Here is a 16090-nt window from a genome sequence, read left to right on the forward strand (position 1 = left end):
GTGACTATGGCCACCGTCGAAGAGGTTCAGCTTAGACAGTCCGCAATTGTCACTCTTACCAATGATTTAGGTCGTTGTAGCGTGACACAGCTTTCTCGACAATTTTGTGTCACGCCCGAGACAATCAGACGCGATTTAAAAAGCCTTGAGCACCAAGGTTTACTAACGCGAGTCCACGGCGGTGCCGTGTCTGGTTTCCCCATGCCTCACGTAGAAATACTTGCGGTAGATGATGACGACGACCTTCCCATCCATCAAACACAACGGCGTAAACAAGCTATCGCTCATGCAGCGCTACCCCTGATCCCCAGCCCAAACGCGGCTATCTTTATTGATGCAGGATCAACCACGGAGAGCTTCGCAGGTGTTTTAGCTCGCAACTACGTGGGACAGAACTGGTTAATTGTTACCAATTCGCCGAACGTGGCTAAAACCCTTAGCGGAGCTGGCGTTCCCGATGTGATGATCCTCGGTGGGACGCTTAAAGGTAGAACTCAAGCGATTGTTGGTGAAAGAGCGGAAGCGTCCTTACGCACTCTTAAAGCAGACATCGCATTCATGGGGACAACCGGTCTCAGTATCAAAACAGGGCTGACCACGTCCGATCCGCGAGAAGCTTCCATCAAAGCGACCATGATCGCGCAATCTCGTTGCATAGTCGCGCTATGTGACTCCGGGAAACTTCATCGAACTTCTGACATCACGTTCGCCAGCATTGACGACATCGACTTCCTAGTAACCGATCGGCATGCCCCGCGACAGCTACAAGACAGCTTCAACACATTCAACACCCAGGTGGTGATCCCGTGATACTTACATTCACGCCCAATCCAAGCATTGACACAACGCTTACCCTTGATACCGCTTTACAGCGCGGCTCTGTGCAGCGCCCGGTCTCCAACAAAAGCGTAGCTGGCGGAAAGGGGGTAAATGTATCTCAAGCACTAGCAAAAGCGGGACAGGAAACCATTGCGCTATTCCCCTCCGCAGCCAACGACCCTTTTATAGAGTTGGTCAAACAAGCCGACATTCCAGGGCATGCAGTACCGGTCTGCGGGCATGTTCGAGTCAACACTGCTGTGACAGAGCCTGACGGAACGACAACAAAGTTCAATGATCAAGGAGCACAACTAGATTCCACGAACATTGAAGCTTTAGAATCCGAGCTCCTTGCCTTTTCTCGACGCGCATCTTGGGTCGTTCTCTCTGGTTCATTGCCCCCCGGAGCACCAATAAATTGGTACTCCCAACTGGTGGAAAAGCTGCAACAAGAGATCCCGGGAATCAATATCGCAGTTGATACCTCTGATAAGCCGCTGGTTGCGCTAGCCACTGACTTTAATAAGGTCGCACCCACGATAATCAAACCGAATGGCATGGAACTAGGTCAGCTAGTTGGCGCTGAGAACATAGATTTTGAAGCCGAAGCTGAAAAAGGAAACTACGAGCCAGTAGTCTCCGCAGCAGAAGAGTTAATAAAACAGGGGCTAGAAGCCGTACTAGTAACGCTGGGCGCTTCCGGAGCGGTACTTGTCTCCGCTACCGGAGCATGGATTGCTCAACCGCCAGCAACCACCGTCGTCTCCACTGTCGGGGCTGGCGATTGCACCCTCGCTGGCTTTATCATGGGACAAAGCACAGGTTTATCCCAGGCCGAGTCCCTGGCGCTAGGCGTCGCCTATGGCAGCGCAGCCGCGGCCTTACCTGGCACTACTATCCCAACTCCTGATCTCATAGACGTAGCTGGGACTCGAGTCTTCGCTTTTATTAACCTTACTCAGAGCACCTCCGAGTAAGGTCTGGCGCTGCTCTAGCCACTCCTCCCCTCTATCACACAGTTTACCTTCCACCACCACGTTGAAGGACAGCTCTTTCTCATCGTCCTTGACGCGAACGGAAGCATAGTCTCAAGGAAAACCATGGCTCAACCTGTAATCACTGCCTCGCTGGTGCGGTTGGACGCTGAGTTCGGTCCAACTCCAACCGATGTTATTTCTTCCCTCGCCACCATCGTCGCAGACGCTGGCCGTACCGATCACGCAGAAACACTCCTCGCTGATGCCCTCGCGCGAGAAGAAAAATCTAGCACCGGTGTCCCTGGTGGGATTGCTATCCCACATTGCCGCTCCGAATCTATCCACACACCAACCCTTGCTTTTGCACGACTCACAGAAGGCGTGGATTTTGGCGCTCCTGACGGTGCAGCTTCCCTTATCTTCTTAATTACAGCACCTGCTGGAGGAGGAAAAGAGCACTTAAAGATCCTTTCCAAACTCGCCAGGGCCCTCGTCCGAAAAGATTTTGTCGACGCATTACACAGCGCTACTTCGGAAGAACACGTGGTTGAGTTGGTAAATGCGGTCATTCACCCAGCTCCAGTCACGAATACCCCGGAAGTTTCCCATGATTCAGAAGCTGCAACGATTAATACAAAGCATGTCACTCGTATCGTTGCGGTAACAGCATGCCCCACCGGCATAGCCCATACGTACATGGCCGCAGATTCCCTCAGTCAAGAAGCCGCCAAACGCGACGATGTTGAGTTGGTGGTAGAAACCCAAGGATCTTCAGCAGTTACGCCTGTCCCCCAAGAAACGATTGATGCTGCGGACGCCGTGATTTTTGCCACCGATGTTGGTGTAAAAGACAGGGAGCGCTTTGCAGGTAAACCGCTAGTCGCATCTGGGGTTAAACGGGCTATCAACGAGCCAGTAGCAATGTTGGAGGAAGCCGTTCTCGCTGCACAGAATCCACAAGCTCGCAAAGTCTCAGGCGTTTCATCTTCCAGGCAAACAGCCGATGCTTCAGCAGGAAGTGGAGGCCTGAGCCTAGGCAAGAAGGTGCAGCAGTCGATCATGACTGGTGTCTCCTACATGGTTCCTTTTGTTGCCGCAGGCGGACTCCTCCTTGCATTGGGATTTCTCTTTGGTGGGTATGACATAGCCAATGGTTGGAAGACAATTGTTAGTGAGTATTCGATTACCAATCTGCCTGGCAATACTGTAGCTATCGACGGCTCCGACATAACCTTTGACCGCTCAGGGCTACTGCTTTATCTTGGCGCTGTCCTCTTTGCGACCGGTCAAGCAGCAATGAGTTTTATTGTGGCAGCGCTGTCTGGCTATATTGCTTATGCTCTGGCAGGACGCCCCGGTATCGCCCCCGGTTTTGTCGGTGGCGCCATCTCCGTGACCTTGGGTGCGGGCTTTATTGGTGGCCTCGTTACTGGTTTATTGGCTGGCGTCATTGCGTTGTGGATTAGCTCCTGGAAAGTACATAGGATTGTCCAATCACTTATGCCAGTGGTCATCATTCCGCTTCTCACCTCGCTGCTCATAGGCCTCATCATGTTCCTCCTCTTAGGACGCCCCTTGTCTGCAGCCATGATGGGGCTGCAAAACTGGTTAGGAACGATGTCCGGCTCTTCCGCTGTTCTTTTAGGCATCATCCTTGGCTTAATGATGTGCTTTGATCTAGGCGGACCAGTCAATAAGGCTGCCTACCTCTTTGCCACAGCAGGCTTGTCCACAGGCGACCAGGCTTCTCTACAGATCATGGCAGCAGTCATGGCCGCCGGAATGGTCCCCCCGATTGCTCTATCCCTTGCCACGCTTATAAGGAAAAACCTTTTCACCCCAGCAGAGCAAGAGAACGGCAAATCTGCTTGGTTGCTCGGTCTTTCCTTTGTTTCTGAGGGAGCCATTCCTTTCGCTGCAGCCGACCCACTACGAGTCATCCCATCAATGATGGCTGGCGGCGCAGTCACCGGAGCGATAACCATGGCAACGCACACCATCTCTCGGGCTCCCCACGGCGGAATTTTTGTTTCCTTTGCCATCGAGCCCATCTGGGGCTTCGTCCTCGGGATCGTAGCTGGTGTGATTGTTTCCGCGTTTTCTGTCATCGCGCTAAAAAGCTTGTGGCCCAACAAAGTGGCAGAGCAGGCAGCTGCCAAAGCCCAAGCATAGAACTATCTCGTAATGCTCTCCCGTGGAGCGTCAAACACTCAAACGCAAAGCATTATGACAATTCTATGCCCGTTTAATGGAAAAACCGACAGAATCGGAATAGAATCGGGCATAGAACCTACCGAGGAAAACTCTAATCATGGTTTTTGTGCACTGTGCGGCTCTTATGCGAGGCTCTCATACGCATGAAAAACTAAGATTTAAGGCCCTCTAAGGACAAAGAAAAGCGTTAGGATTCAGCATCCTAGAGCTGGATCCAGCACTATGAAAGGAATATTCCATGGCTTCTAAGACTGTTGCAGTCGGCTCCGCAGTTGGCCTCCACGCACGCCCAGCTTCCATCATCGCAGAGGCAGCCGGCGAGTTCGATGAGGAAATCTTCCTTGCCCTTGAGGGAGAAGACGATGATGAAACCGATGCAGCTTCATCCTTGATGATCATGGCCCTCGGCGCAGAAAAAGGCGATAAAGTCACCGTAACTTCTGAGAACGCAGAAGCAGTTGAGAAGATTGCAGCCTTGATCGAAAAAGATCTTGACGCTGAATAGTCCTTTTCTAGTAAAGCGCTGAGGCTAGGTACGCTACCCCCTCAGCGCTTTACTTATGCGCTGGTTAAGCGACTAAAGTCGCGTTGAATATTCCGATTCCTAACATGAACACTCCCCCTGCATTATCAGTGTGGAATACTTGCGAAATATTTTTGTTGACATGTCATATAAAATGTTTTCCAAACACTTTCGATAATAAGAAGGAACCACCATGCAATTCGGAATTTTCACGATCGGCGATCTCACCCCCAACCCTATTACTGGCAAGACCCCCACAGAGCACGAACGCATTAACCGAATCACCGAGATAGCCCTCAAAGCGGAAGAAGTAGGACTCGATGTCTTTGCTACCGGTGAACACCACAATCCACCTTTTGTGCCTTCCTCACCCACGACGCATCTGGGATATATCGCCGCCAAAACCTCCAACATCCAGCTTTCGACCTCAACTACGCTTATCACAACAAATGACCCAGTAAAGATCGCCGAAGACTACGCATTCCTCCAGCATCTTGCGCAAGGCCGGGTCGATCTCATGCTAGGACGTGGAAACACCGGCCCTGTTTATCCGTGGTTTGGCAAAGACATCCGCGACGGCTTACCGCTAGCAGTAGAAAACTATCATCTTCTCCGCAGGCTATGGCGCGAGCCAGTTGTTAATTGGCACGGTAAATTCCGTACACCGCTACAGGGTTATACCTCTACCCCGGCCCCGCTCGAAGATGTACCGCCTTTTGTGTGGCATGGTTCCATCCGCTCCCCACAAATCGCCGAACAAGCGGCCTATTACGGTGACGGCTTCTTTCACAACAATATTTTTTGGAACAAAGAACACACAGCCAAAATGGTCAAGCTCTATCGCAAACGCTATGAGTCATATGGCCATGGCCAAGCCGACCAAGCAATTGTTGGTCTTGGCGGACAGGTATTTATCGCTGAAACAGAATCCGAAGCCAAACGCATTTTCCGGCCTTACTTTGATAATGCTCCTGTCTATGGTCACGGCCCGTCACTAGAAGAATTCTCCTCATTAACGCCCCTAACCGTAGGCACAGTTGAACAAGTCATTGAGAGAACGATGCACTTTGCAGACTGGGTCGGCGATTATCAGCGCCAAATGTTCCTAATCGATCATGCGGGACTTCCGCAAGAAGTTGTTTTGAAACAGATTGAGATTTTAGGAAAAGACGTGGTTCCTGAATTGCGTAAGCGCATGGAAGCTCGCCGTCCAGACCACGTTCCCAGCAATCCTCCTAGCCACCGCTGGCTCGCTGAGCACCGGGATTCTCCACACTTCCTCGTTGATCCAACGTCTAAGGAGTCTTAAGTTATGCGCTCTCTTGTTGTCATATCAGCAGGTTTATCCACGCCCTCATCCACCTCAAATGTCAGCGATACCATCGCTCGTGCTGTATCTGCGGCTGTCACTGCGCGTGGTGAGTCTTTAGAGATTCATCTAGTCGAGCTATCTGAATTGATCCCGGATCTCAGCACCGCATTGTCGACGGGCATCGGGACACCACGACTAGAAGAAGTCAAGCAAAAATTATCGTCTGCAGATGCCCTGGTGGCGGTGACCCCCGTCTTTAAGGCAAGCTACTCCGGATTATTCAAAACTTTTTTTGATGTTCTTGATGCAGAAGCGCTCGTCGATATGCCGGTACTTATCGGCGCTACTGCAGGCACTGCACGGCATTCCTTGGTTCTCGACTTCGCTTTGCGTCCCTTGTTTACCTATATGCGCGCAATAGTTGTTTGTGCCTACAGGGATTTTCGTTGCTACAGAAGATTTTGGTGGCGTCGAGTCAGAGGCGATTCACATAAGAATTCAACGAGCTGCCAACGAGTTAGCAGAGCATATGGTCAATGTCTCCTCGCAAGTAGATGGTCTCGGAGATTTTGTTCTCAGCAAAGAAACGAGACGACACAGTAGGATCGACCCTCAGGAAAATTTGACTCCGTTTAGTGAGCTACTCCGGGGACACACTGGTTCTTAAATCCAAGTAGCCGGGGCAAAGAGGCAAACAAGCTTAGGAATACGACCAATACAAGCGAGTCACACGTTCTTCCTCTTGCTCCGACATCACCGTGTACTCTTCCCAGCGAAGCAGCCCTGGTTCCCCGCATTCTGATACTCGTTTCTCCAGTTCACTCCACAGCATGGGAAGATCAGAATACGACCCCCTATGTTCCATAAATGCTGCGGCAGTGCTTGGTGTTTTCCATGTAGCCATCGCCCCTACCTGGCCAGGAAGATACTCGTGATGAGCATCGTCAGAAGTCTCGCACGCAGCCTCCAGCAAGGGCCAGTCTTTCGGGGACACCACAAATGCTGGAGCCATGTGTATTACTCCATCTGAGATCTCATAGTAATAAGCCACTTGGGCAGCAGGCGCCATTCCGTGCTTTTTAAACAGATCCCCGAGAGCTGTATATGCTGGCTCAAACACCGTAGGAATCTCCAAGAGCGGGACCTTATAGTGGATTCCAACAAGGAGCCGGTTCTCAATCACTGACTGTTGTATATGTTCCATGAGGGTCCCCTCCTATTCATGACCTCTATGGATACACGGTACACGTACGCCGGCTATGTTCTCATAGAAAATAGCGCAGGCCAGTATCCTGATCAAGAATCAGCGATCAGGATACTGGCCTGTTGTTAAAATCGTGCTGTTTGTCCCTCGCCAACGCGGGTGTACAACCATCGCAGGATTGGGTAGAAGACGATGATGCCCATGGAACCCCAAGCGATACCTTGAAGCTCAACGCCGAAGACTGTGAGAGTCAGATTTCCGATTCCCGCAATAAGTGCCACGGCTGCAGCGGTAAGATTCACCGGGTTATTAAAGTTGACCTTGTTGTCTTGCCAAATCCGCACGCCAAGCATTCCGATAAGGCCGTACAAGACGATGGCCGCACCACCGAGAACGCCCGTAGGAATAGTGAAAATGAGCGCCCCGAACTTCGGGATAAAAGCCAAGACGGCTGCAGTCAAAGCCGCAATCCAATAAGCAGCTGTTGAGTAAACTCGCATTGCTGCCATAACACCGATGTTTTCTGCATATGTGGTGGTACCTGATCCGCCAAAGCCTCCGGCGAAAGTAGTTCCTAGACCATCCGCGATGAGTGCGTCGCCAGCCAAATCGTCTAGATCACGCCCGGTCATCTCGCTCACGGCTTTGACGTGTCCTACGTTCTCCGCGATAAGAACGATCACTACCGGCAAAGTCACCAGGATGGTGTGCACCGTAAATTGCGGTGTGTGGAACTGCGGTAACCCGATCCATGCAGCATCGTGAATAGCGGTAGTTGCACCTTCGGAAAGATTTCCGGTCAGAGCAGCAAAAACCCAGCCTATGATGACGCCAATGAGGATCCCCAGCCTGGCGACCATTCCGCGCCCAGCAACCGTGAAAAAGAGGATCGCAGCCAAAGTTACCGTTGCTACCAGTGGCTGCGCTTGGAAATTAGAGGTAGCCGCCGGAGCAAGGTTAAGCCCGATGAGCGCGACAATGGCACCCGTGACAGCAGGTGGCATAACAAGATCGATAACTCGTTTACCGGCAGCTTTGACTATAAAACCCACCGCGATGAGCACAAGACCCGTGACCACTACGCCACCCAGCTGGACAGCGATACCTTCACTTTGAGAGGCAATCAGCGGCGCAATAAAGCCAAACGAGCTACCCAAATAAGAGGGAAGCCGGTTTCGAGTGATCAGGAGGAACAGCATGGTGCTGATTCCGGAGAAGAGCAAGGTGGTATTCACAGGGAACCCGGTCAGGGTGGGCACCAGCAACGTTGCGCCGAACATTGCAATTACGTGCTGCATGCCGATACCTACGGTCCGACCCCAACTCAATCGTTCTTCTGGTGCTACTACGGCACCAGGGGCAATCGTCTTACCGTCGCCGTGAAGGGTCCATCCCCAGGAAGTTTTGCTCACGAGCCTTTATTATCACCCCCAAAGGGGCTTTTCTCCAAGAAAGTGGGGGCACCATGTACGGTTTTCGCCCCCACCTCGGATTATTAGGCAGAAGTAACCTGGTACTCCCCTAGTTCTGATGCCAAAGAATGCGGTAGGCGGACGTCGATAAGCGTGCCTTCCGCGTGATATTCCTCAGACAAAACCGTTCCAAATTTGTGGAGCCGCGACACGATATCTCCCCGGGTAAAGGGGATCAGCAGATGAACATGTGCGTCTAGCGTATTCAGGAAAAGCTCGATACGAGCTTCCAGCTCAGGAATGCCGTCGCCTTCTTGCGCCGATACAAACACCACGTCATCCAACGCGTGGCGCAGCTCTGCAAGGATCAATGGATCTGCCTGATCAATCTTATTGACCACGATGATCTCTGGTGGCGCTTCTACTTTCAGCTCCCGCACAATGCCAGAGATCACTCCGTTAACAGCTTTGATCTGTTCCAGCGGGAAAGGATCGGAACCGTCAACAACGTGGAGGACAAGGTCTGCCCCCACGACCTCTTCAAGGGTAGACCGGAATGCTTCCACTAGCTGGGTGGGCAAGTGACAGACAAAACCCACGGTATCGGTAAAGACCACGGATCGGCCGTCGGCAAGCTCAGCGCGCCTGGTGGTCGGATCCAGGGTCGCAAACAGTGCGTCCTCCACAAGCACGCCCGCACCAGTAAGAGCATTGATAAGGGATGATTTTCCAGCGTTGGTATAGCCGGCGATCGCGATCTGAGGAATCGTAGACTCGCGACGTTGCGAGCGTTTCACTTCCCTCGCTGTTTTCATACCAGCGATTTCTTTACGCAATTTAGCCATGTCTGAACGAAGGCGACGACGATCTGCCTCGATCTTTGTTTCACCGGGTCCACGCAGGCCTACGCCACCATTGGAGCCTGCTCGGCCACCCGCTTGCCGAGACAATGCCCCACCCCAACCGCGAACTCGGGTAATGAGGTATTCCATCTGTGCCAATGACACCTGAGCTTTACCCTCTTTGCTCTTAGCGTGCTGGGCAAAGATATCAAGGATCAGCATCGTTCGGTCGATGACCTTAACATCTAGGGCTTTTTCCAGCGCAATCATCTGTCCCGGCGAGAGTTCACCATCGCACACCACGGTATCCACACCGGTAGACATCACGATGTCTTTAAGCTCTACTACTTTACCGGAACCGATATAGGTTCCTGGGTCAGGCTTATCACGCTTTTGATAGAGCATGTCCACAACTTCCGACCCTGCTGTCTCAGCCAGAGCTGCAAGTTCCTGCATAGTGGCTTCTACTTCTGCAGTAGTTCCTTGCGTCCACACACCGACAAGAATCACACGTTCTAGGCGTAATTTTCGGTACTCAACGTCATAGCCGTCATCTTGGTCTGTCGCATGGATACTTGAGCCTCGGGTGAGGCTGCGCAGGCTGGATCGAGCTTCTAGATCAAGCTCACCAACAGTAGGCCGCTTGGTCTCCGACACACCAGACGAGGACGCTGCTCCATCTGCATGCCGAGAACTAAGAAGCCCAGATTGATCTACTCCAGAATCTTCATACGGTGCTACAGGCCGATGGTCCCTGAAGGCTTGGTCAAGGAGGTCATCATGCGCGGTTCCTAGCTGCTCTGATGAATGATCGGAGTTGAGGATCTGGTCGTGAATTGGGGTTTCATTATTTTTAGTCATCGTTACCGACTATTGTCGCATGTTGAATAGCCCGACACTAGTACTTTGCACCGATGATCTTTGTTAGCGAACGCAGCAAAAACGTAGCACAAGAGCCAACCTCACATGTTTTTCTGTGACATACAACCGTGCTCGTCTATGTCTCGTCGTAACGCAGTGTCAGCCTCCGTGAGTAAGAAGAACTCCTGAGAAATAGTTCCAATGCCATCAATAGGGTCACAAAGGGATACAATCAGACGCTATGAGCACTGATCTCTTGAGCATTGGTATGACCTTTGACAAGTGGCAGGATGCCGTTGAAGCAGCCATCGCCACCGATAAACTTGCCGTGACCGGCGAAGTCCGTGGTGGACAGCTTATTCAGTATGCAGACGACTCCGGCGCACAAATTAATATCCTGGCGGTCGAGCCGTTTGCAACTTTTGCTGGCTTCGACTCCGTTACTCAATCATTCGCGCATATCTCCATGGTGAATGACGTCCTCGCATTGTGCGAAATTGTTGATTACAACGGGCAAGAAGTCACAACAGTGGCCTGCAATCTTGCGCAAGGGCCTTTGCTTGTCGACGAGCCCGAGCAGCGTTGGCAACAACTAGGCTTATCTGCTCTCGCTTTCGACGTGATCACGTATCCGACTATCACAGACTTTGAACAGGCCTCCCCCGAGATCCTGGGAACGGTAGTCAGCGAGGGCGCTCTTACAGTGATGTCTGGCAATGGCACTGCCGCCCCTGATGCTTTTGCAACTTTTAACGTCCGTGTCTTGTCAGCCGAGTACAGAACGAATACCCTCACAGGTTCACGGTTTATCCATGCAACCGTCGACGGGCCTTTCCCCTTTGACGTCTGTTTGCCCGACGCAGCTTCTCTGCCAGAACGTGACTCCGTCATCTCAGGCAAAGCCGTGTTGGTGGGATCCGTGTCCGTTCCAGAATCAGGTGGATGTGGTTCCGGCGGCGGATGCGGTTCTGGTGGCTGCGGCTGTAGTGGACACTGATCTCCCGATTATTTCTTTGCCCACCCCTTACTTAGTTTTAGGCCATATCATCTCATAATCGCGCAGCAACTTGATGCCAAAGGAACGATAAATAATGCCGGAATTCGCTGGAATTAGCGACGCAGGACGTAGGCCGCTCTGGCCTTACATCGCGATCTCTTTTGCTTGTGTCTGCCTCGTTATATGGCTCAAGTTTCCCGGAGCGATGCTCTCTATCATCATTATCGGCGCAACAACCTTCATGACTCAGCACCGTCCCAATACACGGGAGATAGATTCTCTCCGTGCTTCCATCCGGCTCACACTTGAGGATATACAAGATATCCTCACGCAGTATGACAGGTTTGAGACGGGTACGGACATGGAGTCGATCGCAGATCGCACCCTCTATCGTCCTGCGCTTCTGGACCCAGAAAGCAGCGACCCGGATATTGAGGCTTTCCATTATCTTCGGAAGACCTCGCGCCGATTCCTGACCCGCGCCGATGGACACCTCACTAAGGCGTTGGCCATCGGGCAACTAGAGAAAATCCTTGAGGTTACAGACCGTCGTGCCTCTGATTTTGAGGAATCGTGGATTGCCGCACGACGCGCCGCAAAACGGCTGAGTGAGAATTAGCCTCACCTTTTACCAGCAAACGCCCGCACCGATATGTCTCGGTCCGGGCGTTTATTCATCTAACGGGTTTATGCGCTTAAACCGCGGGTATCCAGCTGGCCCCACGCAACGATTTTCGAGGGACCCCGCAAAACGGAGGTGTCTCCTTGGATTGTCACGCTGACACTGCCACCAGGAATATATACCACCACGTGGCCGTCGACAAGCCCAGCATCAGCTAGCGCCGAGCGCGCCGCAGCGACGGTACCGGTGCCGCAACTGCGGGTCTCTCCCACGCCACGTTCATACACACGCATATGGATCTGCGATTGTTGATCGAGTTCCGTAAGCAGCTCTACGTTGACTCCCTCTGGGAAAAACTCGCCGTCAATAACAGGCTGCACCAGATCAACCTCTGATAAGCCTTCCGGAGTCAAACCCGGAACCACACAGGCAAGATGTGGATTGCCCATATCCACGCCCATACCTGCGTATGAGGCCGTACCGATACGACATGTTGAGATACCGGTGACCTCGGCTGGTCCCATATCAACGCTAACGTCAGCATCCGTTGCACTAAAGGAGTGGACCGAAACGGTACGAACTCCTTCACGAGTGCCAATACTAAAGTCATCTGCATCGACTAAAGCTCGCGACCTCAGCCAATGGGCAAACACGCGTATTCCATTACCGCACATCTCTGCAGCGGAGCCATCCGCGTTGTAATAGTCCATAAAATAGTCAGATGGGTCTAGCCCTTCCGGGGCTTGGGCAAGCACACCGGAATCCAGCAATGCCCCAACACGAGCAACGCGTAAAACACCGTCTGCGCCCACGCCCGCTCGACGATCGCACATGGCGCTTATGATCTGAGGCGTCAACGGTAGCTTCGCGTCAAGATCCTCGATAATTACAAAGTCATTTTCAGTCCCATGGCCTTTAGCAAACGAGATCTGCTGAGGTAGTTCATGTGTCACAGTCACGTTAGCAATGATAACGCTTGCGACGACGTGTCTTCAGCAGCATCAATCCAGGAGATACGAGGATCACGATTAAACCAGCTTCTTTGCCTGCGCACATATCTGCGAGTCCCCGTGATCGTCCGATCTACTACCTCATCCCAGGTCAAATCACCTGCCATTCCCTGTAAAACCTGCGCGTATCCGATCGCCCGTCCCGCCGTCGAATCAGCTACCAATCCTTTGTCTAACAACGATTCAACCTCTGCGACAAAACCATGCTCGAACATGAGACGAGTGCGCACCTCAATACGAGGATTAAGCCAATCACTGTGCGTACATAGGCCTAGAATTCGCGTCCCCCAACGAGGAGCACCATTTTTGGGCGGCTGTCTGGCTTGAAATGGCTGACCAGTAAGCTCAATGACTTCCAACGCCCGGACTGTCCTGCGAGGATCTTTGTCTTCGATGATCTCCGCCGCAGCGGGATCGAGTAGCGCCAGCTCGCGATGCAACGCGTCAATACCGATTTCAGCCAGTTTTGCTTCCCATCGAGACCGTACTTTCTTATCGGTGGGGGGAAATTGCCAGGCGTCGACAAGCGCTTGCACATACAGCATCGATCCCCCCACGAGAATGGGGGTTTTCCCACGCGCCATGATGTCTTCCACATCGCGCACGGCGTCTTGTTGGAACCTTGCTACCGATGCAGTCTCTGTGACCTCCCAAACATCAAGCTGGTGGTGAGGGATCCCTTCGCGCTCAGGAATAGAAAGTTTAGCTGTGCCAATATCCATGCCTCGATAAAGCTGCATCGAGTCAACATTGACTATCTCTCCGTCTAGCTCGTGCGCTAAAGCAATACCAAGAGCTGACTTCCCCGACGCTGTAGGACCAACGACGGCGATGGGACGTATTCCGGCTGCATCCTGGTGACCCGGTTTTTCCTTGTGCATGCTACTTTCTCTGTGCTGTGTAACCGCTATTGACACCTGCTTCTCCTACCCGCTGCTGTGCCTTTCCATACTGCAACAAATCTTCCTACGCCCAAAGACGAATCAGACAAAGCTAAAAACGCTTCTTCTACTTCCAGCCCACTGAGTTCATGCCACAAGTCTGGATGCACTACCCCACCGTTTTCTTGGGTAACCAGCGCATTGAATTTCTCTTTTTCCGCGTCATCGTGGAGAGCATGAGGTCCCCCTGCCAACAGTTTCTCCATGAGCTGGTGGGTTTCTTCCCCCGCATCAAGCAAAGCAAGTGGTGCCCGTTCAGTTAACCCAGCGGAACCATCAACCACCACAATCGTGAGTGCTCCACCGCGCGGTTGACCCAGACGCGGTCTGATCTCTGCCACGTCCACCGTAGGGTTATCCGCTAGAAAAGGCTCCGCAATATAACGAGCGATAAGTTCAGAAAGATAAAACCCCTTCCCCACATTCACGTGGGGGGCGCCCCATGCTTTGAAACTGCCTTTTACGTTTGTACGGAAGTTGGTATCACATGCACCAACAATGTCTATCGACGCAGGAGACAAGTCTGCAATCATGTGACGCGCACATTCGCGCAACGCACTTGAGGCCGCATCAGGAGATAACTCTGAGACAAGCGCTGGGCTGCTCGGAATAATCAACACGGCCCACGGTTTCGTTTCACATTTTCCACGACTTTCCACCGCGGTATCCGTATCAATACTCACCACAACTGCCTTCCCACTACCTTCCACATTGCACGTACGCAACGCTTTCAGAGCTAAGCCTAAACGTGGGTCTTGAGAGAACCAACCTGCATGCGCTCAGTTGCTGAGAATGTCACGCTTGATTTTGCGGCAGTGTCATTGCGAAACCTGTAAGTTTATTGAAGTGAAACATAAGGCATACTCGGAATAGGAGATTCCTCTCCTTGTGCTTCTGTTAAAGCTTCGGCAGCCGCGACGCGCGGCACGATGAATAGAAAGACGGACTAGCGTTATGAGCTCTAACACTTCCCCCAAGCCAGGCCCCACCCCAGGTCCTCGTCCCGGTCCTCGACCAGGAGCTGTTCCGGGGCCACGCCCTGGTGCACATGCAGCGCATTCAGCGCCTGCAGTCCCTGTTGCACCGCAGAACGACCCCAGCAAATGGGGTCGCGTGGAAGAAGACGGCACTGTCTTTGTCACCTACAAAGGCACCGACCGAGAGATCGGGTCCTGGCAAGCGGGCACCCCGGCTGAAGGCCTCGCCCACTACGGGGCTCGCTTCGACGATGCCGCTACGGAAGTTGCCTTGTTAGAAGCACGGCTTAAGACGCATCCTGGCGACGCGGATCACATCAAGCGCAAGGCTGCAGAAATCCTGGAGACCCTGCCTACCGCAGCGTTTATTGGCGACATCGAATCGCTTGAGCGACGTTTGGGCACCATCATCAATGGCGCAGACGACGCAGGAGAAAAAGCACGCGAGGAAAAACAGCAGCACCGCATCAAAGCAATCGCTCGCAAGGAAGAACTCGCAGCTGAAGCAGAAGACCTAGCCGAGAACTCGACGGATTGGAAGACTGCCGGCGACCGTATCCGCGAGATCCTCGATGAGTGGAAGAGCATCAAGGGGATTGATCGCAAAACAGACGATGAACTGTGGAAGCGCTATTCACGTGCGCGTGACGCTTTTAATCGTCGTCGTGGTTCTCACTTTGCTGAGTTGGATCGTGGCCGAGCAGCAGCACGCAAGGTGAAGGAAGAACTCGTAGTCAAAGCCAACGAGATTAAGAATTCCACTGACTGGAATGACACGGCTAAGACGTTCAGGGATCTTATGACCTCTTGGAAGACCGCCGGACGGGCTCCCCGTGAGGTAGACGACAAACTGTGGAATGCTTTCAAAGAAGCTCAGGATTACTTCTTTAACGCGCGTCATGCGGTTAATGAGGAACGAGATCGAGAGTTCAGCGCTAACGCCGACGCAAAGGATGCTCTCCTTGCGGAATACTCTCAGCTCATCGATCCTTCCAAGGATCTCGACGCAGCCCGTAAGAAGCTACGCGAGTTGCAAGAGAAATGGGAAGAAATCGGTTATGTGCCACGTGACCGGGTACGCGAGTTTGAGGATAAAATCTCCAAGCTTGAGCGCAGGGTAGAAGATGCCGCTGATGCCCAGTGGCGCCGTACCGACCCAGAGGCACAGGCCCGCGCCTCCCAGTTCACCGCCAAAGTCGAAGAGTTTAATGCGCAAGCCGCAGAGGCTGAGGCTAAAGGCAACTCCAAGAAGGCTGCACAATTGCGCGAGCAGGCGCAGCAATGGCAAGAATGGGCTAATGCGGCACTCAATGCGGTAGAAAACCGCTAGAATTGGCTAGATGCTGAAGCTTTACCAAATCGAACGGCCGGAGCACACC

The 16090-nt window shown here is 52.6% G+C and carries 14 protein-coding genes and 1 pseudogene; 9 read left to right on the top strand and 6 right to left on the bottom strand.

Going from position 1 to position 16090, the window contains the following annotated elements:
* The first annotated feature begins 6 nt into the window (after window positions 1–6).
* The 6 genes and pseudogenes from CBE74_RS19540 (at window position 7) to CBE74_RS19565 (ending at window position 6512) form a co-directional block, all read left to right on the top strand.
* Entirely contained in the window at window positions 7–810 is an 804-nt protein-coding gene (locus CBE74_RS19540; RefSeq protein WP_087454119.1) for a DeoR/GlpR family DNA-binding transcription regulator, read from the top strand.
* Window positions 807–1796 carry a 1-phosphofructokinase family hexose kinase gene (locus CBE74_RS19545; RefSeq protein WP_087454120.1) on the top strand — a complete coding sequence of 330 codons (990 nt, stop codon included), beginning with the start codon at window positions 807–809 and terminating at the stop codon, window positions 1794–1796. Before CBE74_RS19540 ends, CBE74_RS19545 begins: the two co-directional genes overlap by 4 nt.
* A gap of 123 nt (window positions 1797–1919) precedes the next feature.
* Window positions 1920–3968, top strand: a complete 2049-nt coding sequence (locus tag CBE74_RS19550) for a PTS fructose transporter subunit IIABC (RefSeq protein ID WP_087454121.1) — start codon at window positions 1920–1922, stop codon at window positions 3966–3968.
* A 280-nt stretch (window positions 3969–4248) separates the two neighbouring features.
* Window positions 4249–4515 (top strand): HPr family phosphocarrier protein, encoded by a 267-nt coding sequence (locus tag CBE74_RS19555; RefSeq protein ID WP_013911704.1) that lies wholly within the window; start codon window positions 4249–4251, stop codon window positions 4513–4515.
* Between the two features lie 211 nt (window positions 4516–4726).
* Entirely contained in the window at window positions 4727–5842 is a 1116-nt protein-coding gene (locus tag CBE74_RS19560) for an LLM class flavin-dependent oxidoreductase (RefSeq protein ID WP_087454122.1), read from the top strand.
* 3 nt (window positions 5843–5845) lie between these two features.
* A pseudogene (locus tag CBE74_RS19565) lies at window positions 5846–6512 on the top strand (FMN reductase).
* A gap of 33 nt (window positions 6513–6545) precedes the next feature.
* On the opposite strand, the gene CBE74_RS19570 reads toward CBE74_RS19565, so the two are convergent.
* The 3 genes from CBE74_RS19570 to hflX all read right to left on the bottom strand — a co-directional run bounded on the left by CBE74_RS19570 (window position 6546) and on the right by hflX (window position 10164).
* Window positions 6546–7049, bottom strand: a complete 504-nt coding sequence (locus tag CBE74_RS19570; protein ID WP_087454123.1) for a hypothetical protein — start codon at window positions 7047–7049, stop codon at window positions 6546–6548.
* A 125-nt stretch (window positions 7050–7174) separates the two neighbouring features.
* Complete coding sequence (locus CBE74_RS19575; RefSeq protein ID WP_087454124.1) at window positions 7175–8461, bottom strand: uracil-xanthine permease family protein; 1287 nt, start codon at window positions 8459–8461, stop codon at window positions 7175–7177.
* Between the two features lie 83 nt (window positions 8462–8544).
* Window positions 8545–10164 (bottom strand): GTPase HflX, encoded by a 1620-nt coding sequence (gene hflX / locus CBE74_RS19580; protein ID WP_087454125.1) that lies wholly within the window; start codon window positions 10162–10164, stop codon window positions 8545–8547.
* Between the two features lie 241 nt (window positions 10165–10405).
* Here hflX and CBE74_RS19585 point away from each other — a divergent pair, with 241 nt between their 5' ends.
* Entirely contained in the window at window positions 10406–11161 is a 756-nt protein-coding gene (locus tag CBE74_RS19585) for a hypothetical protein (RefSeq protein WP_087454126.1), read from the top strand.
* A 94-nt stretch (window positions 11162–11255) separates the two neighbouring features.
* Window positions 11256–11780, top strand: a complete 525-nt coding sequence (locus CBE74_RS19590; RefSeq protein ID WP_087454127.1) for a hypothetical protein — start codon at window positions 11256–11258, stop codon at window positions 11778–11780.
* A gap of 68 nt (window positions 11781–11848) precedes the next feature.
* Here the strand turns inward: CBE74_RS19590 and dapF are convergent, their stop codons facing one another.
* The 3 genes from dapF to CBE74_RS19605 are packed head-to-tail and all read right to left on the bottom strand — an operon-like array spanning window position 11849 to window position 14420.
* Window positions 11849–12742 carry a diaminopimelate epimerase gene (gene dapF, locus CBE74_RS19595; protein WP_087454128.1) on the bottom strand — a complete coding sequence of 298 codons (894 nt, stop codon included), beginning with the start codon at window positions 12740–12742 and terminating at the stop codon, window positions 11849–11851.
* Window positions 12739–13674, bottom strand: a complete 936-nt coding sequence (gene miaA, locus CBE74_RS19600) for a tRNA (adenosine(37)-N6)-dimethylallyltransferase MiaA (RefSeq protein ID WP_087454129.1) — start codon at window positions 13672–13674, stop codon at window positions 12739–12741. Before miaA ends, dapF begins: the two co-directional genes overlap by 4 nt.
* 26 nt (window positions 13675–13700) lie before the next feature.
* Window positions 13701–14420, bottom strand: a complete 720-nt coding sequence (locus tag CBE74_RS19605) for a hypothetical protein (RefSeq protein ID WP_087454130.1) — start codon at window positions 14418–14420, stop codon at window positions 13701–13703.
* A 268-nt stretch (window positions 14421–14688) separates the two neighbouring features.
* Between CBE74_RS19605 and CBE74_RS19610 the strand changes: the two genes are divergently transcribed.
* Window positions 14689–16041 carry a DUF349 domain-containing protein gene (locus CBE74_RS19610; RefSeq protein ID WP_087454131.1) on the top strand — a complete coding sequence of 451 codons (1353 nt, stop codon included), beginning with the start codon at window positions 14689–14691 and terminating at the stop codon, window positions 16039–16041.
* Window positions 16042–16090 lie beyond the last annotated feature (49 nt).

Source organism: Corynebacterium silvaticum (assembly GCF_002162115.2).
GTDB classification, from domain to species: domain Bacteria; phylum Actinomycetota; class Actinomycetes; order Mycobacteriales; family Mycobacteriaceae; genus Corynebacterium; species Corynebacterium silvaticum.